The 24456-nt window shown below is 67.9% G+C and carries 25 protein-coding genes; 13 read left to right on the top strand and 12 right to left on the bottom strand.

Annotation, left to right across the window (positions count from 1 at the left end; translation table 11 throughout):
- Positions 1-172: 172 nt before the first annotated feature.
- Positions 173-961 carry a polyprenyl diphosphate synthase gene (uppS, locus tag QOM21_RS02270; protein WP_407547803.1) on the bottom strand — a complete coding sequence of 263 codons (789 nt, stop codon included), beginning with the start codon at positions 959-961 and terminating at the stop codon, positions 173-175.
- A gap of 199 nt (positions 962-1160) precedes the next feature.
- Between uppS and QOM21_RS02275 the strand changes: the two genes are divergently transcribed.
- Positions 1161-1760 (top strand): oxygenase MpaB family protein, encoded by a 600-nt coding sequence (locus tag QOM21_RS02275; protein WP_407547804.1) that lies wholly within the window; start codon positions 1161-1163, stop codon positions 1758-1760.
- A gap of 132 nt (positions 1761-1892) precedes the next feature.
- Here the strand turns inward: QOM21_RS02275 and QOM21_RS02280 are convergent, their stop codons facing one another.
- Positions 1893-2300, bottom strand: a complete 408-nt coding sequence (locus tag QOM21_RS02280) for a RidA family protein (RefSeq protein ID WP_407547805.1) — start codon at positions 2298-2300, stop codon at positions 1893-1895.
- A 114-nt stretch (positions 2301-2414) separates the two neighbouring features.
- Between QOM21_RS02280 and QOM21_RS02285 the strand changes: the two genes are divergently transcribed.
- Complete coding sequence (locus QOM21_RS02285) at positions 2415-2798, top strand: winged helix-turn-helix transcriptional regulator (RefSeq protein WP_407547806.1); 384 nt, start codon at positions 2415-2417, stop codon at positions 2796-2798.
- Positions 2799-3159: 361 nt separating this feature from the next.
- Here the strand turns inward: QOM21_RS02285 and QOM21_RS02290 are convergent, their stop codons facing one another.
- Positions 3160-4254 carry an FUSC family protein gene (locus tag QOM21_RS02290; RefSeq protein WP_407547807.1) on the bottom strand — a complete coding sequence of 365 codons (1095 nt, stop codon included), beginning with the start codon at positions 4252-4254 and terminating at the stop codon, positions 3160-3162.
- Positions 4255-4591: 337 nt separating this feature from the next.
- Positions 4592-4765, bottom strand: a complete 174-nt coding sequence (locus tag QOM21_RS02295) for a CsbD family protein (protein ID WP_407547808.1) — start codon at positions 4763-4765, stop codon at positions 4592-4594.
- Between the two features lie 191 nt (positions 4766-4956).
- Here QOM21_RS02295 and QOM21_RS02300 point away from each other — a divergent pair, with 191 nt between their 5' ends.
- The 3 genes from QOM21_RS02300 to QOM21_RS02310 all read left to right on the top strand — a co-directional run bounded on the left by QOM21_RS02300 (position 4957) and on the right by QOM21_RS02310 (position 7332).
- The gene (locus QOM21_RS02300) at positions 4957-5427 is read left to right on the top strand and encodes a DUF5958 family protein (protein ID WP_407547809.1); all 471 of its coding nucleotides are present in this window, start codon (positions 4957-4959) and stop codon (positions 5425-5427) included.
- A 234-nt stretch (positions 5428-5661) separates the two neighbouring features.
- On the top strand, positions 5662-6468 hold the full coding sequence (locus QOM21_RS02305; RefSeq protein WP_407547810.1) for a carbon-nitrogen family hydrolase: 807 nt from the start codon (positions 5662-5664) through the stop codon (positions 6466-6468).
- Between the two features lie 462 nt (positions 6469-6930).
- Complete coding sequence (locus QOM21_RS02310; RefSeq protein WP_407547811.1) at positions 6931-7332, top strand: hypothetical protein; 402 nt, start codon at positions 6931-6933, stop codon at positions 7330-7332.
- 295 nt (positions 7333-7627) lie between these two features.
- On the opposite strand, the gene QOM21_RS02315 is transcribed toward QOM21_RS02310, so the two are convergent.
- The 5 genes from QOM21_RS02315 to QOM21_RS02335 all read right to left on the bottom strand — a co-directional run bounded on the left by QOM21_RS02315 (position 7628) and on the right by QOM21_RS02335 (position 11075).
- Positions 7628-7828: an SCO3870 family protein gene (locus tag QOM21_RS02315; RefSeq protein WP_407547812.1), complete on the bottom strand. Its 201-nt coding sequence runs from the start codon at positions 7826-7828 to the stop codon at positions 7628-7630.
- 210 nt (positions 7829-8038) lie between these two features.
- Positions 8039-8470: an SgcJ/EcaC family oxidoreductase gene (locus QOM21_RS02320; RefSeq protein ID WP_407547813.1), complete on the bottom strand. Its 432-nt coding sequence runs from the start codon at positions 8468-8470 to the stop codon at positions 8039-8041.
- A gap of 267 nt (positions 8471-8737) precedes the next feature.
- The gene (locus QOM21_RS02325) at positions 8738-9109 is read right to left on the bottom strand and encodes an iron chaperone (RefSeq protein WP_407547814.1); all 372 of its coding nucleotides are present in this window, start codon (positions 9107-9109) and stop codon (positions 8738-8740) included.
- Between the two features lie 99 nt (positions 9110-9208).
- Positions 9209-10471, bottom strand: a complete 1263-nt coding sequence (locus QOM21_RS02330; protein ID WP_407547815.1) for an MFS transporter — start codon at positions 10469-10471, stop codon at positions 9209-9211.
- Positions 10452-11075 (bottom strand): disulfide bond formation protein DsbA, encoded by a 624-nt coding sequence (locus tag QOM21_RS02335; RefSeq protein WP_407555561.1) that lies wholly within the window; start codon positions 11073-11075, stop codon positions 10452-10454. Before QOM21_RS02335 ends, QOM21_RS02330 begins: the two co-directional genes overlap by 20 nt.
- A gap of 40 nt (positions 11076-11115) precedes the next feature.
- Here QOM21_RS02335 and QOM21_RS02340 point away from each other — a divergent pair, with 40 nt between their 5' ends.
- Positions 11116-11616, top strand: coding sequence for a MarR family winged helix-turn-helix transcriptional regulator (locus tag QOM21_RS02340; protein WP_407547816.1), 501 nt, complete (start codon positions 11116-11118; stop codon positions 11614-11616).
- A 155-nt stretch (positions 11617-11771) separates the two neighbouring features.
- Positions 11772-13433, top strand: a complete 1662-nt coding sequence (locus tag QOM21_RS02345) for a protein kinase domain-containing protein (protein ID WP_407547817.1) — start codon at positions 11772-11774, stop codon at positions 13431-13433.
- A 173-nt stretch (positions 13434-13606) separates the two neighbouring features.
- On the opposite strand, the gene QOM21_RS02350 is transcribed toward QOM21_RS02345, so the two are convergent.
- Positions 13607-13996: a cupin domain-containing protein gene (locus QOM21_RS02350; RefSeq protein ID WP_407547818.1), complete on the bottom strand. Its 390-nt coding sequence runs from the start codon at positions 13994-13996 to the stop codon at positions 13607-13609.
- Positions 13993-15447, bottom strand: a complete 1455-nt coding sequence (locus QOM21_RS02355; RefSeq protein ID WP_407547819.1) for an MFS transporter — start codon at positions 15445-15447, stop codon at positions 13993-13995. Before QOM21_RS02355 ends, QOM21_RS02350 begins: the two co-directional genes overlap by 4 nt.
- 57 nt (positions 15448-15504) lie before the next feature.
- On the opposite strand from QOM21_RS02355, the gene QOM21_RS02360 reads away from it, so the two are divergent.
- The 6 genes from QOM21_RS02360 (at position 15505) to QOM21_RS02385 (ending at position 23851) form a co-directional block, all read left to right on the top strand.
- Positions 15505-16173 (top strand): TetR/AcrR family transcriptional regulator, encoded by a 669-nt coding sequence (locus QOM21_RS02360; RefSeq protein WP_407547820.1) that lies wholly within the window; start codon positions 15505-15507, stop codon positions 16171-16173.
- A gap of 429 nt (positions 16174-16602) precedes the next feature.
- Positions 16603-16740, top strand: a complete 138-nt coding sequence (locus QOM21_RS02365) for a hypothetical protein (protein ID WP_407547821.1) — start codon at positions 16603-16605, stop codon at positions 16738-16740.
- Positions 16741-17765: 1025 nt separating this feature from the next.
- Positions 17766-22175 carry an amino acid adenylation domain-containing protein gene (locus QOM21_RS02370; protein WP_407547822.1) on the top strand — a complete coding sequence of 1470 codons (4410 nt, stop codon included), beginning with the start codon at positions 17766-17768 and terminating at the stop codon, positions 22173-22175.
- 20 nt (positions 22176-22195) lie between these two features.
- The gene (locus QOM21_RS02375; RefSeq protein WP_393893783.1) at positions 22196-22462 is read left to right on the top strand and encodes an acyl carrier protein; all 267 of its coding nucleotides are present in this window, start codon (positions 22196-22198) and stop codon (positions 22460-22462) included.
- 7 nt (positions 22463-22469) lie between these two features.
- A complete protein-coding gene (locus QOM21_RS02380; RefSeq protein ID WP_407547823.1) occupies positions 22470-23240 on the top strand; it encodes a thioesterase II family protein in 771 nt (256 codons plus the stop codon).
- A complete protein-coding gene (locus tag QOM21_RS02385; RefSeq protein WP_407547824.1) occupies positions 23234-23851 on the top strand; it encodes a LysE family translocator in 618 nt (205 codons plus the stop codon). The genes QOM21_RS02380 and QOM21_RS02385 overlap by 7 nt, the downstream gene beginning before the upstream one ends.
- A 126-nt stretch (positions 23852-23977) precedes the next feature.
- On the opposite strand, the gene QOM21_RS02390 is transcribed toward QOM21_RS02385, so the two are convergent.
- A complete protein-coding gene (locus tag QOM21_RS02390) occupies positions 23978-24451 on the bottom strand; it encodes a hypothetical protein (RefSeq protein WP_407547825.1) in 474 nt (157 codons plus the stop codon).
- Positions 24452-24456: the final 5 nt, after the last annotated feature.

Genomic DNA, 24456 nt, shown 5'->3' on the forward strand with positions numbered 1-24456 from the left:
AACATCTGAGGTAGGCAGTAGACGGCCGGCGAGCGTCGGGCCGTCTGAACTTCGTTGAACTCGCTGATGTCATACGGGACTTCGAGCCCCTGGGCACCGTGGTTCGGCCGCTCCTCACTACCACTACCGGCCATCACCGCATCCTCCGCGACCAGGAGATACCCGGCACTCCCTACGAACCCTCCGGCGTCGGACTGCGCTCTGTGCAGGGCGGCGGGCCGATGAGGGAAGTGGAGGGGCTTGCCGCAGGTCGGGGGCCCGGGAGGTGTGGGATGGAGCCGTAACGGCGCGTCCTGCTCGCGTACCGTTCGACGGCGTCCCACAGGTCGCGGCGGTCGATGTCCGGCCAGCGGGTGTCGATGACCATGAGTTCGGCGTAGACGGCCTGCCAGGGCAGGAAGTTCGAGGTCCGCAGGTCGCCACCGGTGCGCACCAGCAGGTCGACGTCGGGAAGCTCAGGCACGTGCAGATAGCGGCTGAAGGCGTGCTCGGACAGGTCGCCGGGGTTGATGCTCCCCGCGGCCGCTGCCTGGGCGAGTTTCGACGCGGCGGCGGTGATCTCGGCGCGCCCTCCGTAGTTGACGCATGCCATCAGGGTCAGCGCGGAGCGGTCGCAGGTCGCCCGCTCGGCCTCGATGAGGGTTTCGATGACGTCTGCGGGCAGGCCGTTGGGCAGTCCGGCCCATCGCACACGCACGTCCAGGGGCCGGTCCCCTTCGTACAGTTGGCGCAGGGTGACGGGGATCTCGTGCATCAGGGCGTGCAGTTCGTCTGCGGGGCGTTTCCAGTTCTCGGTGGAGAACGCGTACACCGTCAGATGGCTGAGGCCGATCTCCAGTGCGCCATGAACGACGTCGATCAGCGCCTTGGCACCTGCCCGGTGGCCTTCGGGGCGGGGCAGTCCTCGGTCGGTGGCCCATCGGCCGTTGCCGTCCATGATGACCGCGACATGACGGGGCATCGCCTCGGCGGACAGCCGCGGGGGGCGCGCGCCGGAGGGGTGGGGGTTCGGTACTGCGGCAGGCCGTCGCTGTGCACTGATCGCGCGCACCGTCCGGGCCGGACTGTCTGCTCTGTCCGGGGTAGAGCCTCCGGCCACCGCAGCGGACGCCGGCGAGGGCTGCAGGGGGAAGGGGAACAGGGTCCACACGAGGGCCGCCTTGGCACGGGCGGGGGCGACCAGTTGCTGGCGCCTGAGCCAGGGCAGGGCGGGCCTGCGCACGGTGCGCGGCATCGACGCCCACGGTCGCCCCTACCACGCACTGCGGCCCGAACTGTTCCTGTGGGTGCACGCCACCTACCTCGACGGCGTCCTCACACTCCGGGATCTGTCCGGGAGTTCACCGGCGGCTGACGAACGAGAACAGTTGTACCGTCAGTGGTGCCGTATCGGCCGGTGTCTGGGCCTGCGCGAAGACGATCTCCCGCCCGACATCGATGCCTTCACCGCCTACTTCCGCAGCACCCTGACCACCCTCGAACGCACCACGCCCGTGCGGGATCTCCTCGGTCCCTTGCCCCTGACCCCGCCACGGCGAGTCGCCGATCTGCCGCTCGCTGGGGCCTGTTGGCGGGTCCTGGAGCGATTGCTGGTTCCGCACCTGGCAAGCGTGACCGTAGCCCTGCTGCCGCCGGAAGCGGTCACGGCCATGGGCCTGCCTCCGGCCCACCGCGTGTACCGCGGTCTGGCCCGCGGCGCCGCCCGCGTGCTGAACCGTCTCCCCCACCGGCTACGGGCCATGCCGCCGCTGCCTCTCTGATGCCTCCGGGCGGCTCTTGCGGCAGGGCTGACGTACCTCCAAAGACCCGACGCGATGGGCACATCCGAGCACTGCTTCGCACCTGTTCCATACGACGGGACGGACACGTCCGTGCCCCGTTCGCCGGCCTGTTCAGTCGAGGACCGCGATGGCTTCGATCTCGACCAGATGGCCGGGGACGTCCAGTGCCGCTACACCCAACAGCGTGGCTGGAGGGACCGGAGCGGCCCCCAGCTTCGCGGCCGCCCGGGAGATCCCGTCCAGGAGCAGAGGCATCTTGTCGGGCGTCCAGTCGACGACGTGGACAGTCAGCTTCGCCACGTCGTCGAACGAACCGCCTGCCGCGGCCAGGGCGGTGCCGATGTTGAGGTAACACTGCTCGACCTGCGCGGCGAGGTCGCCTTCGCCGACCGTGGTCCCCTGGGCGTCCCAGGCGACCTGTCCGGCGATGAAGACCAGTTTCGACCCGGAGGCGATCGACACCTGCCGGTAGACGTCGATCTCGGGCAATCCGCTGGGGTTCAACAGGGTGATGGCCATGCTGCCTGTCTCCTCGTCATGAGAGCCGTACGTGGTCTCTTGTGGTTACTCGGGAACCGTAGGAGAGTGACCGCTGACATGGAAGAACGCACTTTTCGGTGACTGGGGAACCTCATGGTGACCAAGCAGTTCAACGGCTCGCCCAAGGACGAGGCGGATCTGACGCGTGCGGACTCGCTGGCGCGCGAGATCTTCTCGGACATCGCCAACAAGTGGGCGCTCCTGATCATCGAAGCCGTGGGGGAAAGAACCCTGCGCTTCACGGAGTTGCGCAACGAGATCGACGGCATCAGCCACAAGATGCTCACCCAGAACCTGCGCATGCTGGAGCGCAACGGCCTGGTAGATCGGTGCGTGCACCCGACCGTGCCACCGCGGGTCGAGTACACCCTCACCGAGCCGGGGCGAGCCCTGCGAGCGACAGTTGACGGAATGTGCGACTGGACCCACCAGTACCTCGGCCATATCGAGACCGCCCGCGTCCGCTTCGACGCCTGACGGCAGGAGCGCTCGTATTACGGGAAATCGCCAGAGCCCGCTGCGGTTACGTCTGTCTGGGCGCCATCACTGATCTCCTCATCCGGCTACTCACCTGACCGGCATCGGACCTCCCCGAACGGCCAGTCCGATGCCGGCCGGGCCGTCACGGCCTCGTGCAGTGGACCGTCCAGCTCACGGCGGTCCGCACGCGCGCACGAGCGGGCACCCCGTCGTTGTGCTGCGGCCCAAGTACCCAAAGGCCGGCGCCGAAGTCCGACAATCGCCCCGAACCCGAGCAGCCCCCTGCCGCCAGACGGCGAACGAATGTCCCTTTGGCGCATGAGCCGATGGTTACCCTCCAACAGGAGCGCGCCTGTACTCACTTGTCGACGTGGTGTTGGAGTACGTCGCAGGTGTATTGGAATTCCTCCATGAGGCGGGTGGCCTCGATGACGAGGACTCCGTACGGGCGGGCCGGATCGGCCAGTGGCAGGCCGTCCCGATCGGCCTGTTCACTCACGCGGCGACGGCACTCCTGTGCCTGGTCCGCCAGTCGGCACAACTGCGGGGCCTGCTCGTTCAGCTTGTCCTCGTCCAGGGCGGCGAACACCCGGGTGATCTCGGCGATGGACTCCACGAAATCTGCATAGCACTTCAGGAACGACCGGTAGTCGTGGTGCTTCTCGTCCTCGTTCCTGCTGCATTGATCCAAACTGCGCGTGAGGGAGGCCACCTGATACAGCGTCCGCTCCAATGCTTCCAGTACCGCGCCGTAGCCCTGGAAACTGGTGCGGCCGCGGTGTCGGCGCAGGAGGCGTCGTGGGTTGTAGTGGATGCTTTCCCGGGCCGTACGCAGGCCGGTCCGTGCCTGGGTGATCAGTTCTCCGGTCTGGTCCGCCCGCTCCCGCCAGTGGCCGGTGCTGTCCTCGTCGATTTCACCTTCGCGTAGCGCCGGATGCATGTCGCTGACCAGGTCGCACAGCGCGTGGGCGAGGGAGCGGATGCCGTGTTCGGCGCCGCGCAGCCTGAGTGGTGGGAAAAAGGTGACGTTCACCAGGACACCGACACTGCATCCGATGAGGACCAGCAGGATGATCTGTCCCAGCTGGGTGATCTTGTCGAGGTCGGAGGTGGCGGAGATATACGTGGAGAACGCGAAGAACGCCGCGGTGGCCACCTGGGAGCCCTGCGAGCCAAGGGCCGGCCATCGTCCGATGGTGAGCGCGACCAAGGCCACCAGAGCGAAGGTCAGCAGGTCAGGGCCGCCCAGGAACCCGAGTGCGGCCTGCACGGCCACGCCCACGGCAACGGCTCCCACGTAGCGCGAGGCCTGCAGCAGCGACTGATAGACCGTCACTTGCATGATCAGCACCGCGGAGAACGGCGCGAACGCCGGCGACTGAGCATTGAGGACGTTGTAGGAGAGCACCCAGGCGAGCATCGCGGCGACAGTGCTCTTCCCGATCAGCAACACCGTGTGGCGCTCATGCCCCTCGGATCCCCATGCCCGCCGCCACCACTGAGCAGTCCGGGCTGGCCACGCCTGCTGAGCCGAATCCACCCTCGGCTCACTTGCTGCACCGCTCACATCACTCTCCCACCTGTCGAAAACCGCGCCCCACGGAGGCTCCTGGTTCGGCGCTCGCCGACCACTGCGCGCAAAGCACGGGTCCAGCAGACACCGACGCGATGGCATACGAACGCAGGCACGCAAGTGCCCGTCCCGGAAACACCGCCATCGACAGGGTGCCTACGTGCGGGTGGGTCCCAGCGATTCTTCTGGGACCCACCCGCGAGGTACGTGTGCGAACTCAATCCTTGAGCGCGTCCTTGGCCTTTTCCTTGGCTTCGCGGAGGTCTCCCTTGGATTCCTTCGCCGATCCTTCAGCGGCGGCACTCTCGTTTCCGACCGCGCGCCCTGCTTCCTTCTCGACCTTACCGGCCGCCTGCTCGGTCTTGGCCTTGGCCTTTTCGCTGGAGCTCATGATGCGGTCCTTCCGTAGGTGGCATCACGCAGGTGCCCCCCATTTCCCCCGCAAAACCGATGGCGATCCGGACGGAGGGTGCGGGAGTGGGCCGGAGTGCGCTGCGGCACGGGTGATCTCCCTCCGGGGACAGTGCAAGCGGCGTCGTCCACCTCAGCGACCGTGCGGGGCAGGTGCCGCGACCTCCGGCAATGCCACAACCTGGGCACGCGCAGCCATGGAGACTGGGATCCGTCTCACGCCGACGTCACCTTCAACCAGAAAAGAGTAAATTCGATGAATCCTCAGAACGAATAATCAATGAATTAGCGCAAGGACTCCTACCGTTAGACGAAGGCGTCAAATGGTTCGCCTCACTGGAGGAGGACGATAGAAGAGAAGTACTGCACGAAATATGCCGGTACGCTCTGCAAGCCCACATCACCACAGAGGACGGTCGGGAAGGCGTGGCCCGATCCGGCGTGAAACCCACAATGACCCCCGCGGTATTGATCGTCCGCGAGCCAATTCTCGAACGGATGTCAAAACTCATCAACCTTCCGGCTGCCGAGCATACGAAGGCATTTCGCGTGCTCATCTCCACATTCTCGGTGGCGGACACGCGCCGCAGGGAAAATGAGTGCCGGGGAGCCTGCAGTCACGAATGGCATCATCTGGAGTAGGTGGCGTGGCGCGGGGGCGGTCGCGGCGCAGGGCCGGGAGGGTCCGTCGCCCGCTGCTCCACGGTTCGACCCCGGGCGACGGGAAGCGAAAGTTCCAAGAGTGCGCACAACCCGTCACACGGTGTATCGGCCAAGGGGGCTCCTGCGCAGAGCGCGCGATGGCGCAGATGGCTCCGTAAGCTCGTAGGGGAGGGTGCCTTGGGCCGTGCTGCGACGGTCTCGGAGGTGACAGCAATGCGCGCCTCGTTGATACAGCTGTCGGTGAACTCCTCGGATTCCGCCGAGGACCGCCGTGACAGGGCAGCGTCCCTGGTCCGCGGCCGGGCGGGCGACGATCTGGTGGTGCTTCCGGAACTCTGGACGGCCGGCGCTTGGGCCTACGACCGCTGGGAGCACGACGCCGAAGGGCTCGACGGTCCGACTGCCGAGGTCATGTCAGCCGCCGCCCGTGAGGCCGGGGTGTGGCTCCACGCCGGATCGATCGTCGAACGGGACACGAACGGGACGCTGTACAACTCAGCCCTGCTCTTCGACCGGGCCGGCGTGCTGCGAGGTCACTATCGCAAGATCCACCGATACGGCTTCGACACCGGCGAGGCGACATTGATGGGCGGAGGGCGCGACATCGTCACCGTGTCCACCGACTTCGGCGTGATCGGCCTTGCCATCTGCTACGACCTCCGCTTCCCCGAACTCTTCCGGGGCCTGCTCGACGCGGGCGCGGAGCTGATCGTGGTACCCGCCGCATGGCCCGCGGCCCGTTTGGGCCATTGGCAGCTCCTCACGCGCACGAGAGCCCTGGAGGAGCAGGTCTTCCTCCTTGCCTGTGATGCGGTGGGCACCCACGGCGGTATGCAGCAGGCCGGACACAGCACGGTCGTCGATGCTTGGGGAACAGTCCTGGGCGAGGCCGGCACTGCGGAGGAGGTGGTGACGGCGGACCTCGATGTCGCCCACGTTGCCCGGATCCGTTCCGAGCTTCCGGTTCTGCGTGACCGTGTCCTCGGCATCGAAGCTCCCATGGGGCGACACAGCAATTAGGTCCGTCGGGTTGGGCCCGTGGCTGCTTAATCGCGCAGGGAGCGTAGGGAGCGTTCGTCGTCGCCCAGGTGCGGAACAGCGTGAGGGCTTCGGTCAGGTGCCGTCCAACCAGTCGAGGACATGCTCGGAGTCGCTCATCGCAGGAGAGGCTCGGCAAGCGAGGACCAGCGCCAGGACGAGGTTGGCTCAGCCAACGGTCAGGGGAACAACGTCCGTGTCGGCGACACAGTTCGGCGGCCGGTCGGGCCGCACTGGCCGTTGTGCAGCGGCTGCTCCGGCTTCAGCGCGGTGAAGCCCTCTTTGTCGACGGCTTCCATATCGCCTGCGACGAGGTCGGCACGACGGCACCTTGCCCAGCTGCTGCCGGCCGCGCTAACGGCTGCGCCTTCGTGCAGTAGGGCCGTTGCTGCCAAGGCCGTCCAACCTCTCGGCTCTGCTGGGGCTTCTTGGCATCATCTCGGCATGGCCCCAGCTCTTCCCCGCACCGTCCGAGCCGTCGACACCGACCAGCTCCTCGACCTGGAACAGGAGGCCGCCGCCTATGGCTTCAGCCAGCGACTCCCGGTCGACTGGCTCCAAGAACACCTCGCCACGGAGGCGACGCACCACCTGTTCCCCACGCTCGTGCACCGGCTCAGCCACCGTCCCGAAGTGTCGCCGCAGTGGAGGTGCCAACTGCTGCTGACCGTCAGGACCGGAGAACAGATATTGGGTCTGCTCGACGTCCTGCCGGACACCTTCGACAGGCTTCCGGAGACCTTGGACGATGCCTCCAAGAAGGACATCGTCAATCGCATCGAGCGAGCCGTAAGCCAGCGCGAGTGGGCAGAACGGGTGCTGACCACTGATCCGCCTCCTCGGTGACCGCCCCGGTGTCGGGGAGACCCTTGAGTACGGCGAGCGCTCGCGCCAGGGTCTCCCCCGTGACCGCCATGCGGACACGTGCGAGACGTTCAAGTTCAAGATCCTGCATTCTCGAAGCGTAAGCAGACCCACGGCTCGTAACCCCCACAGTGGAAATTTCAACCACTGAAGCGGCGGTGACCACTGGCTCCGGGCCCGCCGAGAAATCGCTTGTCGAAGTGTCGTCCCGCAATCGTGGATGGCATGCGACGGCCGCCGGGGCTGATGTCCCGGCGGCCGTCGGCGTCTGTGGAACTCAGTCTGATTTCATCTGGCGGTAGCGGACCCACGTCACGACCGTCAGACACGCAGTGGTCCACATGACGACGCTTGCAGTGGCCACGGAGTCGACGTATTGCTCGTATCCGTCTGCGCGCAACTGGAGCGCGAGGAGGCCCAGAACCGTCCCGAGCCCCGCGAGCGCGGTGGACAGCGTGGCGAAGGGAGGCTGTGTCATTCCATCTCCTTTGAATCGAGCCGGCGATGATCGTCAAGCCTAAGGGCGACCTCGTAACGCTGTGATTAGTTTTGACCAAGGGCCCAGAGCGCGTACATGAGTTGAACGCCTGTCAGCCCGGAGATTGCCATGGCACGGGGCAAGCTCCCCCAGAGGAGCCCCTACTTCGCTCGTCTCACAACTCGCCTGATCCGTACGGCCGTTGCCATGTCAGGGGGCGAGCACCTCTGTGTTCTGGCAGGCGACCAGGCGCCATTGCCCGCCCTCCTTGGCCATCACGTAGAGCGGGGTGCCCGCGTTCCCGATCGGTTGACCTTCCAGGGTCGAGTACTGCGCGTGCGCCTTGACCGCGGCGACGTCGGGGCGGATGAACAGTACGTGCACCACCTCGTACGTGGCCGTCGAGTCCTTCATGGCACCCGGCAGCACCTGGTGAGTGAAGGCGGAGATCTCATCGCGACCGGTGAGGCGCTTGCCATGACCCGTCGTCCAGATCGCGTCCGCTCGAAACAGGCTGACGAACTCCTCGGGCAACTCGTTCTGCTGGGAATGCTCAAGCCTGGCGATCACCTGCTTGATCTCTTCGATCTCGGCTTCCTGCGTCTGCGGGTCGAGAAATGTTGTCTCCATGCCGTTCATCATGGAACCTCAACCTGACTTGAGATCAAGTGGTCAAGTCCCTACACGTACCCGGGGGCGAGCGAAGGGTGACGGGCGGCATCCGCCGAGGCAGGGAGGGGCATGGTGACGTGCCTGGTGACGCGCCTGCTGCCGCGATTGCCGGGGTGTTGAGGCGGTGCCGGGGGCATAAGGCCGGGCTGCAGGGTCATGCCTCCGTGGAGGAGACCGACGACAGCCGGACCTGGACTGCGATGTCGGCCAAGAAGCTCTGCCTCCTGCTGATGGCCGTCACATCCACAGCACGCCGTCGTTCTCGTGCTCACGCACGCGGAACGCAATCATCTGGCGCAGCAGGTCGCCCGGCACCGGCTTGCCGTAGGGGAGCTTGACCGAGCCCTTGCCGGTGGCGAAGCCGGCGAGTTCGGAGTCGAACGCCTCGCGGGTGCTGGGCGTGAACACGACGTTCGCGTGCTTCGCGTGGCCGCTGAGCATGAAGAGGATTGTCCCGGACGGGTGCACCCACGCGGGGTTGCCCCACTTGATGGCCTCGCTCGCTTCGGGGACCGTCCCTTGGGCCAGCGCGTGCACCTGCTCGAGCAGCTCGCGGCTCTGCCCGGCGAAGCTGCCGATGTACTCATCGATCGTCTGCGGCTTGCCCATAGCTGAAGTGTGGCACGGTCCACCCCCGGCCGCCGCGGCCGGAGAAGGCGTTTTTCAGCTCGCCGACCTGGCGATGCCGGAGGTGGAGACCGTCGGTCATCAGGTCGTGGTCTCCTGAGGAGCGATGGTGGGGGCGGCGACTTGGTGGGTTCTGACCACGTGTACCGGCAGCACCCGCTCGGCGTACAGCAGGATCGCCGCGCCGGTCAGAACCATCAGTGCCAGAACGGTCCAGAGCTGCCATTGCCCTGCGTCGAGCAGGAAACCCAGTAGCAGAGGCGCCGTGGTGCGGCAGACCGACCAGGACAGCTGGTAGATCGACAGGTATCTTCCGCGCAGGTGATGGGGCGCGGCCTGGACCGACAGGCCCTGCGAGGGTGCCGAGTGGACGAGCTCGCCTGCGGTGTAGAGGACCGCGATCGCCAGGACGGCGACGGTGGCGTCGGCGCCGCTGATGAGGTGGGGAAGGGCCGCGAAGGCGGCGAAGGAGAGCGCGAAGATGACGGCGCCCAGCGCGGCCGCGCGGGTGCGCCTGCCCCGCCCGGTCAGGCGGGCGGTCGGGACACCGAGCGCGGCGACCAGGGCGGTGTTGACCGCGAATACGGTCCCGGCCAGGGCATCGGGCATGCCGATGTCGCGGGTGAGAAAGACCGGCAAGGCGATGGCCTGGGTGGTGTACCCGAAGGCGATCAGGAAATTGGCAGCTGTGATGAGCAGGTAAGGCCGGTCGGCAAACACCTGCCGGTACCCGTCCCGTGTCTCCTCCGGCCGCCTGTCGCCGCCGTGGACCGGCGAGATCCTGGCCACGAGCGCCGCGGCGATGGCGAAGACCGTGGCCAAGACCACCGAGGCGCCGATGAAGCCGGCGCTGCCGTTCACTGCGAGCAGTCCGGCCGCCGCCAGGCTGCCGCAGCCCATGCCGGCGTTGCGCAGGCTGCGGTCCCACGCCAGCAGCCGGTCACGCTCGGCGCCTTCGGCGATCTCGCCGATGAGAGTGTGCTGGCTGGGCGAGGTGGCCCACATCCCCACCGCTACCACCAGGGCGATCGCCAGGAACGCGGGGTAGGAGTCAGCGAACGGGTAGGCAGCGAAACCGGCCGCTCGCAGCACGAGCGCGACGATGAGCACCCGCCGGCCACCGAACCGGTCGATGAGGACGCCCGTGACGGGCATGAACGCCAGCGCGCAGAGCCCGGCGACGGTCAGGCCCGCGCCGATCGACGTCAGCGACAGGCTGGTGAGCGAGTGGATGAACAGCATCGTCAGTGGCACGTATATGCCGTCGCCGATCGAGCTGACGAGGCTTGCCGCGATGAGGCGGCGTCGGGTGCGAACGCCGGGTTCAGCGGAAGTCGAGCGCACCGCGTCCCCGCTTCAGCTCGGCGAACGCTCCCAGACCGGCCAAGGCCCGAGTGGCCCGGAACAGCCGGATCGCCTCCTCGCCCTTCGGTATGGAGGTGAGGACGGGGCCGAAGAAGCCGGCGCCGTCCACGGTGATGACGGGCGTCCCGGCCTCTTCGCCGACCGCCTCCTGTCCGGCCTGGTTGCCGGCGCGCAGGGTCGCGTCGAATTCGGCGGTGTGAGCGGCCTCGGCCAGTGACGCGGGCAGCCCCAGCTCGTCGAGAGACTCGGTGATAACCACGTCGTAGTCCTTGTTGCGCTCCCTGTGGACGCGGCTGCCGAGTGCCGTGTAGAGGTCGCGCAGGACCGCATTTCCGTGGAGAGCTTCGGCGGCCGCGCACACCCGGGCCGGGCCCCAGGCCCGGTCATTGAAATCGCGGTACCAGGGCTCGAGTTCGCGGTGCTCGTTGAGCACGGACAGGCTCATGATCCGGAAGTGCAGGTCGATCGGCTGAAGCCGCTCGACTTCGAGGAGCCACCGGGAGGTGATCCAGGCGAAGGGGCAGGCGGGGTCGAAGTGACAGTCCACCGCCGCCACGGAGGCTTGCGAAGCAATATCTTCCATGGAAGGTAAATTATCATCCGCGGAAGATATAATGGAAGTCATGCAGCCCGACTCCATCGCCGCCATCGTCGACCAGTGGAAGCGCGAGAGGCCCGATCTCGATGCGACACCGATGCTCGTCATCGGCCGGCTCTTCCGACTGACCGACGCACTGGACCAACGGCTACGCCCGCCCTTCGCCACCGCAGAGTTGGGAAGCGGCGACTTCGACGTCCTGGCGGCGCTCCGGCGCTCCGGGGCACCCCATGCCCTGTCCGCGGGCGAGCTCAGCCGCACCGTCCTCGTCACCACCGGCGCGATCACCAAGCGGGTCGACCGGCTCGAAGCACGTGGCCTGGTCAGCAGATCCGTAGCCGAGACCGATTCGCGCGGACGTCTCATCACCCTCACGACCGAGGGCGTCGAGCTGACCGACGCGCTCATCGCCGTCCACCTGGACAACCAGCGTCGGCTTCTCGCCGGGCTCAGCGGGGAGGAGCAAACTCAGCTTGCCGGCCTGCTCGAACGACTCGCCTCGGCACTGGCCGCAGGTGATCGATGATCCGCACGGCCGCTACGACACCAAGCCTCCGACTCACGTGGAGACCTGGCCTCCTGACCGGATGGCATACCTGCGCAGCCGGCCCGGTGGTGGCGGGCGAGAGCGTGGGAGACGCGACTTCTCTCGCCGCCTGAGGCGATGTGTATGTTCTGCCTGTGCGCTATGACGAACAGCAGTTGATCACTGGCCGGTACCGCCTGGAGGAAAGGCTCGGCCGCGGGGGGATGGGAACCGTCTGGCGAGCGTGGGACGGGCTGCTGCAGCGGATGGTCGCAATCAAGGAAGTGCACCTGCCGGGAGACGGCACCGAGCATGCGGACTTGTCGGCACGGGTCCTGAGAGAAGCACGTGCAGTCGCCCGTGTGTCCCACCCGCACGTGATCGAGATCTTTGATCTCGTCGAGCACGACGGGCTGTTGTGGATCGTCATGGAGTACGTCGACGGACCGTCCCTCGCCGACCACCTCGCCGCGTCCGGGAAGATGCCGCCGCAACAGGTCGCCAGGATCGGTCTGCAGGTGGCCGGCGCGCTCGACGCCGTGCACGCCGCCGGAGCGCTGCATCGGGACGTGAAGCCCGCCAACATCCTGCTACGCCCGGACGGCAGCGCCGTGCTCACGGATTTCGGCATTGCGGCCTTGCGAGAAGGGAGCGTGCACACCGCGGCGGGCGGGGTGCTCGGTTCGGCGGAGTACATGGCACCCGAGCGTCTTCACAGCCGCCCCGCCGGCCCGCCCAGTGACCTCTTCAGCCTGGGTGGCACGCTGTGTGCCCTGCTGAGCGGGGTGTCACCCTTTGCCCGTCCGACTGCCGTGGCCACCATGCACGCGGTCGCCTTCGAACCCCCCTCGCTCGCACTGCCGGCAGGGTCTTTGTGCGACGTGCTGACGGGTCTGCTGGAGAAGGACCCGGAGGATCGGCCCACCATCGACACGGTGCTGCGGGGGCTCGATGCCGTCGCCACCGGCGGCCCCTTGTCGCCGACTCTGCGCCAGCCGCGAAGTGAACTCCGTCGACGGCGTCGGGGGTTCCCCCGCTGGGCCTTCGTCGGCCTCGTCGTGTGCGTCGTTGCCGCGGGCGGCATTGCGGCCTACCAGGTCAGTACGTCCTCCGATGGGCGGACGGGCTCGACTCAGGTGCAGGTGGATGCCGTCATGGCCACACCGGACGGGGACGGGGAGTACTGGCTCTTCTCGGGCGGCCGGTACACCAAGGTGCAGGTGGCGGGCGGCCAAGGGCGCCGAATATCAGGGCCTGCTGAACTGGCGGGCTGGAAGCGGAGTTTCGGGGGGCTGCCGCGCTTCACCCACCGTATCGACGCCGTGATGCAGACTCCCGACAACAAGAACCGGTACTGGGCCTTCTCCGGCGATCAGTACATCCTCATCGAGATCGCCGATGGGGGTGGGGCGAGAGGGCGGCTGTCCGACCCCAAGCCGCTGACGTCGTGGGCGAGCTTCGCGGACTTGCCGGGGTTCTCGCACCGCATAGACGCCGTCATGCAGAGTCCGGACAACCCCCATCACTACTGGGTCTTTTCCGGCAACCGCTACATCCTGATCGACGTGTCCGACGGGAGCCACACGGACACCCTGGTGACGGGCCCCCGCCCTCTGAAGGAGTGGAAGAAGAGCTTCGGCGACCTTCCGCGTTTCTCCCAGGGCATCGACGCGGCCCTGCAGGATCCGGACGATCCGCATCGGTACTGGGTGTTCTCCGGCGGTCAGTACGTCGTCATCGACGTCGCCGAGGGACGGCAGGCCCGTGGAAGGATCAACGGACCGAAGCGGCTTGACGAGTGGATGGCCGCGAGCTGAAGGAGCACCGTCGGGGCCGCGCGGACGGCGCGAGTCGGTCTTTTGGTCGCCGACTCGCGTGGGCAGAGAGGGCGCTTCTCGCGCAGGCAGGCAGTGTCTCTTTATCGGGAACGCCGTGAGGGCTGGGCGGGGCTTGTGGTGGCCCGGCAGCGAGTCCGTCGGGCCACCTCCGGTCAGTCGGTGCACTTTTCGAGGCGGGTGCCGTGGCGAAGGGTGATCGACATCAGGTCGCTCGGGGCGTTCAACTCCAGGCGGTGCCAGCGACCGCGGGGGACGATCACGGCTGTGCCGGCCTTCAACTGCACCACGTCCTCGGTGCCGCCGGGCATGGCGGGACGGAAGTAGAGGCGGACGCCGCCGCTCAGGCAACACACGGCCTCTTCGGCCTCCGGGTGCATCTCCCAATGGTCGGCGTGTACCTCGGCGTCGGTCTCCACGTGGAACGTGGCGATCTGCCATGTGCCGGAGTCGCTGCTCGTCATCTGCCGTTCAGCGGCTCGGACATGACCGTCAGCGCGCAACTGCAGTGCGGAGACGAAAAGGTCGATGGGTGAGGTCGTCATGATGGCGTTCCTTCCAGTTGGTTCTTTGTCGGGGCGGCGACGGGTTGCGGGGCGGGTACGGCGGCACGGTGGGGCAATACGCAGATCGCGACGACCGCAGCGAGGACGAAGAGGCCGGCGGCGACGGCAAGACCCAGGGCGTAGCCGTCGTTGAGCGCGGCAACGTCCGTGCTCGTGCCGGTGCGGAGGGCGGCGACCGTGGCCAGGACGGCCAGGCCGACGCAGCCGCCGAGTTGGCGGGAACTGTTGAAAAGGCCCGAAGCCATGCCGGCCTCGCGGGCGGCGACGCCGGTGGTCCCGGCGGCGACGACCGGGGCGATGACCAGTCCGACGCCGACACCGGTGATGATGCAGGGGCCGAGCACGTCGGTGAGGAAGGCACCGCCGGGGCTGATGAAGGCGAACCACGCCAGGCCCCCGGCTGCCAGTAGAGCGCCTGGCACCAGGGCAGCTCGGGGGGTGCGTGCCGAGGTGACGCGGGTCGCGATGACGGTGCCCACCACCAGGCTCATGGAGAAGGGCAGGAACGCGAGGCCAGTCGCTGCGGCGCCCATGCCCAGGACCTGCTGCATGTACAGGGACACGAAGTAGAACGCCGCGAACTGCCCGGCCGCGGCCAGGAACACCAGCACGTTGGCACCGGCCACCCAGCGGCTTCGCAGCAGACCAAGGCGCAGCAGCGGCGCGGGCGCCCTGGATTCGGCGAAGGCGAAGGCAGTCAGGAGCACCGCCCCGGCGGCGAGGGTCGCCACGGTGGGCAAGGATCCCCACCCTTCGGCGTCGGTGCGGACGACGCCGAACGCGAGCAGCCCGACGCCGCCGGTCGCCAGGACGGCGCCGAGAACGTCCAGCTTCTCTCGCCGGCCGGGCTGCGCTCCGGCGCACACGCTTGGTGGCACCAGTGCAAGAGCCGCCGCCACGATGGGCAGGTTGATCAGCATCACCCAGCGCCAGCCCGCGTACTCGGTCAGCAGGCCACCTGCCAGCACCCCCAGCGCTCCCCCTGCGGCGTTCACCGCGCTCCACACCCCGAGCGCCCGGACACGCCGGGGGCCCTCAGGAAAGGTGGTGGTGAGCATCCCCAGCGCGGCTGGGGCGGCCGCGGCAGCACCCACCCCTTGACCAGCACGGGCCGCGATCAGCTGCCAGGGCACCTGGGCCAGCCCGCCTGCCAGCGAGCACACCCCGAAGGCGGCCAGGCCCACCACGAACATCCGACGGTGACCGTAGAGGTCACAGGCCCGGCCGCCCAGTAGCAGCAGGCCACCGAAGGTGAGCGCGTAGACGTGCACGATCCACGAGAGGTCGAGCGGCGCGAATCCCAGCGCGGTGCGGACCGCGGGCAGTGCGACGTTGACCACCGACATGTCCAGGGCGAAGACGAACTGGGCGACGGCCGCCGCGGCCAGCACCACTCCGGGTCTCCCCCGCGCGTTGGTGTTTTTATACATGTATAGAAATTAACCCCAGAGGGCCGCCGTTGTCGACACCTGGGGAATGATGGGGGCATGCCGCAACCGTCCGCACCGCGCAAATCCCCCGGCCGACCTCCCCGCATCTCCCGCGAGGAGGTCATCGGGACGGCCCGTCGGATCGTGACCGAAGAAGGCGTGGGCAGGCTGACCATGCGGCGGCTGGCGACAGAGATCGGCAGTACGCCAATGGCGCTCTACCACCACGTCCGCAACAAGGAAGAACTGCTCGTCCTGCTGCTCGACGACTACGCCGCGCAGACCCTGCACCGCCCCGAACTCCCCACCGACCCTCGCGAGCGGGTCGTCGTCGCCGCCGCCGCGATCCACGAGGCGCTCGCCGCCTGCCCCTGGATCGTGGAGGTGCTGACCGCGGACGACCTGATGTCCACCTCCGCGCTGTGGTTTGTCGAGCAGATCGTCGACGGCCTGGCCGAATGCGGGTTGTCCCCCGAGCGGGCCGTACACGGGTACCGCGCGATCTGGTACTACACCGCCGGCGAGATCGTGATCCGGGCGACAGCGGCCCGGCGGCGCGCGGACGACGACCGGGCGACCTACCGGGAGCAGGTCTTCGACGACATCGACCCGGACGAACTTCCCCGGTTGGCGCAGGTCGCGGACCGCTGGGCCCCGCTGACCGGCGAGGACACTTACCTTGACGGGCTCCGCGCGCTGGTAGGCGGCCTCCTCGCCATGAACTGACGGCCCACCAGCACTGAAGAGACACCATCGTCGGCCGTCCGCGTCAGCCCCGTCGTACCGCCAGGCCGTGCTCAACTTGCGTCTGGCCCCGACCACTTGGACAGCAGCTGAGCGGATCCTCTGCTGCTACCCACCACCCACGCCCGCCACGTGGCCGTTCGGCCGCAGCAACCCGCCGGGCACGTCCAGTTCCTCACTGACATCGACGACATGGACGACGACCCGATCCGCCCAGCTCGCCCCCGAGGGCCTGTACGGACCTGCCGCCGACTGGAGCACCGGTGGCCGGCGGGACCCCGCCTCCTGCCGCCCGCCCATGACTCGTGCGGGTGAATCGTGGGCCCAGGGGCGACATCTGCCCTTGTCCTGGATAGGAACGGTGTCGGTTCCCGAAACGGCATTCCGCTGCCGGCCCATCAGGAGGCGACCGTGCCCGTAGACCCGACCGACCCCGCCACCTTCGAGGACGAAGCCGACGTCGATGAGTACGGCGTAGGCGCCGCCGACGACGCCGACATGGCCGAACAGGCGAGAGTGGTGGACCTGGACGAGGACGAGTACCGCTGAGCTTGGCCGAGCGCGGAAAATCCAGAAGCTCAGCTCCGTGCCGTCCGTGTCGGTGACTTCCGCCAGGGAGGCCGCCGGTGCGGGGCCGAGGGCCTGCAGCGGTTCTACTGCAGGCCCTCGGCCGCTTGCTTCCGCAGTAGGCGGGCCGGCGACCTGGCTTCGAAGAGGCGGGCGGGCGGCGTAAGCGGGCGGGCGGCAGGGGGACGGATTCCCCTGGGCTGATTGCGGCTGCACAACGGGCGGGCGAACGCCCTTTTATCTGCACCAGGGCCTCGATGGCGCCTCTCACTGGATCCGCGCCGCATGACCACGCAATTATCGGTGCGCGGCGCCGACGGTTCTCCGATTCCCCCCGCCCGGGCACGGCCCTGGTCGGCCGCATTCGCCGGCACAGAGAAGCTGCGAGAATTTATTGCTTTCCGGATTTCTTTTCGGTACGCCCCCGACGAGGGCTACCATTCACCGATTCTTAACTTGCGGAGATAACGGGCATCGGATGGCATTTGCCCGTGGCGATTCACCCCGCCCGCGGAAGGCCATCCGGAATGCTTGATACCGCTACTCATGTGACGCATCCGATTCCGGTTGACACTCCGTGCCATTTGGTCAGCTTTGCGCTGTTTAAGCGAAAGGAATCGGCCATCCCCGCCTGCGCACCCTTCCGCTCGGACGCCTCTTGAAGGAGCGCCGGAAGCGCTCGTTCAGGCCGATGAGGCCAGTTCCCACCGTCGCTCGGGTGCCCGCACGAGGGCCTGGCCAACAAGGGCATGCATCGACCCTGCGTAATGATCCGGCCAAAGGTTTTCGACCTCCTCGGAGAATAGGACGCCCCGGGTACGCTCGATCCGCCCATGGAAACTTATCGGCCTCATGTCGACCAGACAATTAAATCCGGGCTGCCGCGTGGAGGTAATTGCCCTGGCGAATGGCAGACCATCTTTCACCCGAGGCTCCTGCCGGCCGTGACACCGGGACCGCAGGCGCGTACACCGCTGCCGGCAACCCCGTAACAAAGGGAGAGATTGATGACCACCCCCCATTATGATGCGACGACTTCTGAAGAGAGGTTTCAGGAGTTCCCGCTGACCGAGATCCAGTACGCCTACTGGGTCGGCCGAGGGCCCAACTTCGTTCTGGGCAACGTGGCCCCGCACGCCTACTTCGAACTGGAAGGGCGCCGGCTGGACCTCGACCGGCTCACCAGTGCCTGGTGCCGGCTCATAGCACGCCACGACATGCTCCGTGCCGTCGTGGCGGAGGACGGCCGGCAACGCGTCCTGGAGAGGGTCCCGGACTTCCGGATTCGATGTACCGATGTGCGCTCGCTGCCCGCGGACGAAGCGGAGCGCACCCTCGAAGGCATCCGGGACGAGATGTCACATCACGTCTACACCGCGGCGGACTGGCCGCTGTTCGACATCCGGCTCACCCGTCTCGCCGAGTACGACCGCGTCCACATCAGCCTCGACCTGCTGATGGTCGACCTTGCCAGCATCACTCTGCTCTTCAGCGAGTGGAGTGCCCTGTACCTCGATCCCGAGCACCAGCTCTTACCGGTCGACGTGACCTTCCGCGACTACGCGCTGGCGCTGGAACGGGGAAGCCAGGACCCGCGCCACCAGAAGGCATTGGAGTACTGGACCAGCCGGGCACAGACTCTGGCTCCTCCGCCGGACCTCCCGCTCGCCAAGTCCCCGGTGAGTGTGCACAAGCCCCGCTTCTCGCACCGTGAGTTCCACCTCCCCGAGGAGGACTGGCAGCGCCTTCAGGAGCGCTGTGAGGACCGCGGGCTGACGCCGACCGCTGTGCTCGCGACAGTTTTCTCGGAAGTGCTGGCGGCCTGGAGCGGGACCCGGCGCTTCACCCTCAACCTCACGCTGTTCAACCGGCTGCCGCTGCTGCTGACCGAGAACGAAACCGGTCACCGCAGCCTGCACCCCCACCTGCGACGGGTGGTCGGCGACTTCACCTCGATCTGTCTGCTGGAGATGGACGCCAGCGGTGGCAGACCCCTCGAAGAGCGCGTCAACACCACGCAGCTGCAGCTCCAGCGCGATCTGCGCCACCGCCATGTCAGCGCCCTTCAGACCTTGCGCGAACGCCGCCGCCTCGGACTGCAGGACGGGTTCGAGACGATGCCCGTGGTGTTCACCAGCGGGCTGGGCACCGCCGCCGACGTCTCGCAGGCCATGGACAGCTTCGGTGACATCTCCTACCGCATCAGCCAGACCCCACAGGTATGGCTCGACCACCAGGTGGTCGACATCACCGGGTCGCTCAACCTGACGTGGGACTGCGTGGAGGAGCTCTTCCCCGAAGGGCTCCTGGACGACATGTTCGCCACGTACTGCGGCATGGTCGAGCGGCTGGCCTCCGACGATTCGATGTGGGAGAAGGAGCTGCGCGTCACGCTGCCGACCCGGCAGCTGACCGGCCGTGAGCAGGCCAACGACACCGCCGGCCCGGCACCCGCCGGGCTGCTCCACGAACCGCTGCTGGACATGGCCGCCCGCCACCCGGACCGTCCCGCCGTGCTCAGCGACGCCGGCACCCTGACTTATGGCGAGCTGGCCGAACAGGCGCACACCATCGCCGGGCGCCTCACCGAGCACGCCGACGACAGCGAACTGCGGGACCGGCTGGTGGGCATCACCCTGCACAAGGGGCCCGCCCAGGTCGCCGCCGCGTACGGCACGATGATGGCCGGCGCTGCCTACCTCCCCGTCAGCGCCACGCTTCCGCTGCAGCGCCGCGCGCGCATCCTGGAGGACGGCAAGGCCCTGGCCGTCGTCACGGACCAGGCGCTGGAGCAGGGGCTGGACTGGCCGCAGGGCGTGCCGCGCATCCCCGCCGACCGAAATCGGGATCATGCCGGGTCCGCCGGCTCGGACCAGCACCCGTCCGGGCCGGCACGTCCGGAGGATCTGGCATACGTCATCTACACCTCCGGGTCGACCGGGGCGCCCAAGGGCGTGATGATCGAGCACCGGGCCGCGCTCAACACCGTCATCGACATCAACGAGCGGTTCGGTGTCGGCCCCGGGGACTTCGTGTTCGGCCTGGCGGACCTCAGCTTCGACCTTTCCGTCTACGACCTGTTCGGCACCTTCGCGGCAGGCGCCACGCTGGTGTTGCCCGACCAGGACCTGCGGTCCGACCCCGCTCACTGGGCGAAGGTCATGGCCACCTACGGCACGACCGTCTGGAACTCGGTTCCGGCGCAGATGCAGATGCTGGTCGAGCACCTCGAAATGGGGGGTGACATCCCCGAGGGCCTGCGGCTGGTGATGCTGAGCGGCGACTGGGTCCCGGTCGATCTGCCCGACCGCATCCGCGCGTTGTGGCCCGATGCCGAGGTCGTCAGCCTGGGCGGCGCCACCGAGGTATCGATCTGGTCCATTCACCACCGGGTCGGTGACAGCGAACAGGGCGCCAAGAGCGTGCCGTACGGGGTGCCGCTGCGCAACCAGACCTTCCACGTCCTGGATGCCCACCTCGACCCCTGCCCGGTGTGGACCGCGGGTGAACTCCACATCGGCGGCGTGGGCCTGGCCCGCGGGTACTGGGCGGACGAGGAGCGGACGGCAGCGAGCTTCATCCGGCACCCGGTCACCGGTGAACGTCTTTACCGGACCGGCGACTTCGGCCGCTATCTGCCGGACGGCACGATCGAGTTCCTGGGGCGCCAGGACGGCCAGGTCAAGATCAACGGGCATCGGGTAGAGCTGGGCGAGATCGAATCGACGCTCGCCCGCCACCCCGGCGTCGACAGCGCCGTGGTCGTCAAGGCGCCGGACGACGGTGGTGCGTCCCGCCTGCTCGGGTACGTCGTGCCGTCGGACGACGACAGCTCGCTGTTCGTGACCGAGCAGGCGGACCAGGAGGTCAGCCGGGGCCAGTGGCAGGCGCTGCGCGACACCGCCGGATTGCCGGCCCCCGGGCCGGAGCCCGAGGCGCTGCGGACCGCCTGGGACGTGCTCAACGATGTCCACGCCTTCGCGACCGCCACCGCCTTCCGCTCCTTCGGGCTGCCGCACTCCCCCGGTGCGCCGTTCGACCCCACGGAGCTGCGCGGTGCCGGTATCGCCCCGCGCTACGAGCGCTGGCTCGCGCGCGCGGTGGGCTCCCTGGAGCAGGCCGGCTATCTGCGCCGGGGCCCGTCGGGTCTTGAGGTGGCGCGCGAACTGCCCACCGCCGTTCCGCCGGAACTGGCACAGCGGGCCCGGGTCGTGCTCAAGGACGTCCTGGACATTCCCGAGGACGTCAGCGACTGGATGCTCTCCCTCGCCGGCGATCTGGCCGGCGTGCTGACCCAGAGCATCCACTCCGCCGAGCTGTACGCCTCCGACCGCACCCCGGGCATCTACGAGAAGCTGTTCGGCCCGACGTACGCGACCGCGACCGCCGCCGTACGGAACATGGTGGCGAGCCGACCCGCCGACCGGCCCCTGAACGTGCTGGAGGTCGGTTCCGGCTACGGCTCGCTGACGCGGCATCTGCTGCCTCTGCTGCCGCCCGACCGCACCGAATACGTCTTCACGGACATCTCCCGCTACTTCACCGACCGGGCGCAGTCCGCTTTCGAGGACTTCCCGTTCGTGCGCTACGAGCTGTTCGACCTCGACCAGCCGGCCGAGACCCAGGGCTTCGAGAACCAATCCGCCGACCTGGTCATCGCGGCGAGTGTGCTGCACGACATGCGCCAGGTCCGGCGCACGCTGCGCGGACTGCGCTCCGTGATGGCACCGGGAGGCGTGCTCCTGCTGGTCGAGCAGACCACGTTCCATCCTTGGTTCGACCTCGTCATGGGCCTTCAGCAGGGCTTCGACAACTTCGAGGACACGGATCTGCGGACCGGGCACTGTTTGCTGGACCGCAGCCAGTGGCAGCGGGAGCTGGCGGTTGCCGGGTTCACCGACACGGCGGTGATCACCACCTCCGGCGGGCCGGGCTCGGTGGGCTTCGACGTGATCGTCGCCCAGGGCCCCGACATCGGCCGCCGGTTCGCCCCCGAGGAGCTGCGCGCCTTCGCCGCCGAGCATCTGGCCAAGTACATGGTGCCGGCCCAGCTTCTCGCGCTGAACGAGCTTCCGCTCAGCAGCACCGGGAAGGTGGACCGCAAGGCCCTGATCAAGGCGGGGGCGCGCAGTTCGATGCGCAACCGGCCGGCCCGACCACCGCGTACCGACCGGCAGTTCAAGCTGGTCGAGATCTGGCGGGAGGTCCTGGGGCTGAAGAGTGTGGACATGGCCGACGACTTCCTGGAAGCGGGCGGCGACTCGCTGCTCGCGGCGCGCCTGGCGGCCAATCTGCAGTCCGCGTTCGACGTCACCGTGCCGGTCGGGACGATTCTGCAGCACACCACGGTGGAGGCGCTCGATACGTATCTGGAGCAACTGCTCGGCCCGTCCGAGCTGATGCCGGAGGAGAAGTGATGACGTCCGCAGGAGAAGTGATGACCGAGAACCCCCCGTTGACCCATGAGCGGATCGTGCGCTGGTTCGTCGATTTCCTGGCGGAGACCCTCGACACCTCACCGGAGTCGATCGACCCGACGGCGCCGCTGGACCAGCTGGGCGCCGACTCGGCGACCGTCCTGGTGATCTGCGCCAGACTCCGTGAGGACCTGGGTGCACGGGTGCGCCCCAAGGACGTCCTCCAGCACTTCACGGCCGACGGGGTGGCCCGGTATCTGGCCGGGTCCGTTCCGGCGAAGGGATGAGGCGATCATGCAAACTGCTGCACTGCCCCGCTGGCTGGTGAGCGGGGCACCGCGGTCGCCCGCCCCCAAGCTCTACTGCTTCGCGCACGGCGGCGGTTCGGCCACGGAGTACCTCCGGTGGGCCCGGAACCTGCCCGGTGCCGAATTGCACGCCGTACAGCTGCCGGGCCGCGGAACGCGCCTCAACGAACCGGTGTTCACGTCGATGGACACGCTCGTCGAGGGCGTACTGGCCAACGTGCCGTTCGGCACGGCCCCCTATGCCTTCTTCGGGCACAGTCTCGGTTCGCTCATCGCGTACGAGATCACCCGGGCGCTGCGCACCGCGGACCGCCCGCTGCCCGCACGGCTCGTGGTCTCCGGCTATCCGGCGCCCCATATGCCGTACGCCTCACAGGAGTTGCACACGCTGCCGGACGACGAGCTGATCGAGGCGGTCTCACGGATCCACGGCGGCATTCCCGAGGAGGTGCTGGCCTCTGAGGAACTGCGGGAACTGACGGCCACCGCGCTGCGCGCGGACTACCGGATCCTGGAGACCTACTCCTGGCGCGCAGACGAGCCGTTGTCGCTGCCGATCACGGTGTTCGGCGGTCTCGCGGACCATGTCACCGCCGAACAGCTCCAGGCATGGCAGGAGCTCACGACGGGCGAGGTCACCGTTCGGCAGTTCCCCGGTGACCACTTCTATCTGCGTGAGCAGCCCGCCCCCGTCCTGCGCTCGCTCGCCGGCGCGCTCCGGACGGTCCCCACGCAGGAGAGGAGGGCACCGTGCTGACCTTCGCCGCCGCTTCCCTGGTCCTGGTCATGATCCCCGGCCCGGACCAGGCCCTGATCACCCGCAACGCCCTCGCGGGTGGCCGGACCGCCGGGCTGCTCACGATGGTAGGTGGAGCGCTCGGGCTGAGCGTTCACGTGGCGGCGGCGGTGCTGGGCGTCTCCGCCCTGCTGGTTGCCTCGGCGACGGCGTTCACCGTCCTGAAGGTCGTGGGCGCCGGGTATCTGGTGTGGATGGGCATCGCGACATTCCTGAGCGCGCGGCGCACCATGGCACAGAAGGCGGAGGACGGTGGCCAGGAGGCTGCGAAGCTGGACACGAAGTATCTGCGGCACGGCTTCCTGTCCAACTCGCTCAATCCCAAGGTCGCCCTGTTCTTCGTGACCTTCCTGCCGCAGTTCCTGCCTGCGGGCCACAACATCTTCCCCAGAGCGCTGTTGCTGTCACTGGCGTTCGCGGTGATCTACCTGTTGTGGTTCAGCCTGTACGTGATCACGGTCGACCAGTTCGGCAAGGTGCTGCGGCGGCCGCGGGTGCGAGCCCGGATCGAGCAGGCCACCGGGATCCTGCTCATCGGCTTCGCGGCGCGGCTGGCCTTCCAGTCGCCCTGACCCGGCAAGGCGGGTCGCCCGGCATGTGGAGAGGCCGCAGACCGTAGCGGTTGCCGCGCCGGGCGCGGAGGGTCTCCAGGGCCGATCCCTGGAGACCCTCTGCCATCTCGCTCGGTTTCGCAGCGGTCAGGAAGCGCTGTCGGGGCGTTCCAAGATCTGCTTGGTCAAACGCAGTTCGCGCTCGACCGACTCGGGCAGCGTGCGTTTCAGGACCGGGTCGAGCATCCAGCTCAGACACGGATGGAAGCCGAGGTCGATCATGCGGGTGACGCAGGTCCCGTCGCTCACCGGCTCGCAGGTGAAGTGTGCGGCGAATTGGGCCATCCGGTGGTTGAACCTGTTGAGCGGCGGGGGCGCCAGCCGGATGTCGATCCGCTCCCCCGGGGTGAGCCGCATCTGAGCAACCGCCTTCGGCTGCGGAAGGGGCACACCGGGCAGCTTGGGCCGGAACGTGAACTCGGTCGAGTTGCCCTCCCTGCGCACGCAGGAGATCGCACTGAGCTTGTCGTCCACTTCGACGTACCGCTCGATGTCCATGACGAAGTCGAGGAAGGCTTCCGGTGTACAGCCGATGGTCAGTCGTTCTTCGACCCTGGTCATTGCTT

Origin of the sequence: Streptomyces sp. Pv4-95, assembly GCF_045782725.1 — a bacterium.
Taxonomy (GTDB): domain Bacteria; phylum Actinomycetota; class Actinomycetes; order Streptomycetales; family Streptomycetaceae; genus Streptomyces.

What these genes read in the sequence shown, in the direction of transcription:
- uppS (WP_407547803.1), bottom strand. Translation starts at nt 961, where the DNA reads ATGCCCCGTCATGTCGCGGTCATCATGGACGGCAACGGCCGATGGGCC.
- QOM21_RS02280 (WP_407547805.1), bottom strand. Translation starts at nt 2,300, where the DNA reads ATGGCCATCACCCTGTTGAACCCCAGCGGATTGCCCGAGATCGACGTC.
- QOM21_RS02285 (WP_407547806.1), top strand. Translation starts at nt 2,415, where the DNA reads ATGGTGACCAAGCAGTTCAACGGCTCGCCCAAGGACGAGGCGGATCTG.
- QOM21_RS02295 (WP_407547808.1), bottom strand. Translation starts at nt 4,765, where the DNA reads ATGAGCTCCAGCGAAAAGGCCAAGGCCAAGACCGAGCAGGCGGCCGGT.
- QOM21_RS02300 (WP_407547809.1), top strand. Translation starts at nt 4,957, where the DNA reads ATGCCACAACCTGGGCACGCGCAGCCATGGAGACTGGGATCCGTCTCA.
- QOM21_RS02305 (WP_407547810.1), top strand. Translation starts at nt 5,662, where the DNA reads ATGCGCGCCTCGTTGATACAGCTGTCGGTGAACTCCTCGGATTCCGCC.
- QOM21_RS02310 (WP_407547811.1), top strand. Translation starts at nt 6,931, where the DNA reads ATGGCCCCAGCTCTTCCCCGCACCGTCCGAGCCGTCGACACCGACCAG.
- QOM21_RS02315 (WP_407547812.1), bottom strand. Translation starts at nt 7,828, where the DNA reads ATGACACAGCCTCCCTTCGCCACGCTGTCCACCGCGCTCGCGGGGCTC.
- QOM21_RS02320 (WP_407547813.1), bottom strand. Translation starts at nt 8,470, where the DNA reads ATGATGAACGGCATGGAGACAACATTTCTCGACCCGCAGACGCAGGAA.
- QOM21_RS02325 (WP_407547814.1), bottom strand. Translation starts at nt 9,109, where the DNA reads ATGGGCAAGCCGCAGACGATCGATGAGTACATCGGCAGCTTCGCCGGG.
- QOM21_RS02335 (WP_407555561.1), bottom strand. Translation starts at nt 11,075, where the DNA reads ATGGAAGATATTGCTTCGCAAGCCTCCGTGGCGGCGGTGGACTGTCAC.
- QOM21_RS02340 (WP_407547816.1), top strand. Translation starts at nt 11,116, where the DNA reads ATGCAGCCCGACTCCATCGCCGCCATCGTCGACCAGTGGAAGCGCGAG.
- QOM21_RS02350 (WP_407547818.1), bottom strand. Translation starts at nt 13,996, where the DNA reads ATGACGACCTCACCCATCGACCTTTTCGTCTCCGCACTGCAGTTGCGC.
- QOM21_RS02355 (WP_407547819.1), bottom strand. Translation starts at nt 15,447, where the DNA reads ATGTATAAAAACACCAACGCGCGGGGGAGACCCGGAGTGGTGCTGGCC.
- QOM21_RS02360 (WP_407547820.1), top strand. Translation starts at nt 15,505, where the DNA reads ATGCCGCAACCGTCCGCACCGCGCAAATCCCCCGGCCGACCTCCCCGC.
- QOM21_RS02370 (WP_407547822.1), top strand. Translation starts at nt 17,766, where the DNA reads ATGACCACCCCCCATTATGATGCGACGACTTCTGAAGAGAGGTTTCAG.
- QOM21_RS02375 (WP_393893783.1), top strand. Translation starts at nt 22,196, where the DNA reads ATGACCGAGAACCCCCCGTTGACCCATGAGCGGATCGTGCGCTGGTTC.
- QOM21_RS02380 (WP_407547823.1), top strand. Translation starts at nt 22,470, where the DNA reads ATGCAAACTGCTGCACTGCCCCGCTGGCTGGTGAGCGGGGCACCGCGG.
- QOM21_RS02390 (WP_407547825.1), bottom strand. Translation starts at nt 24,451, where the DNA reads ATGACCAGGGTCGAAGAACGACTGACCATCGGCTGTACACCGGAAGCC.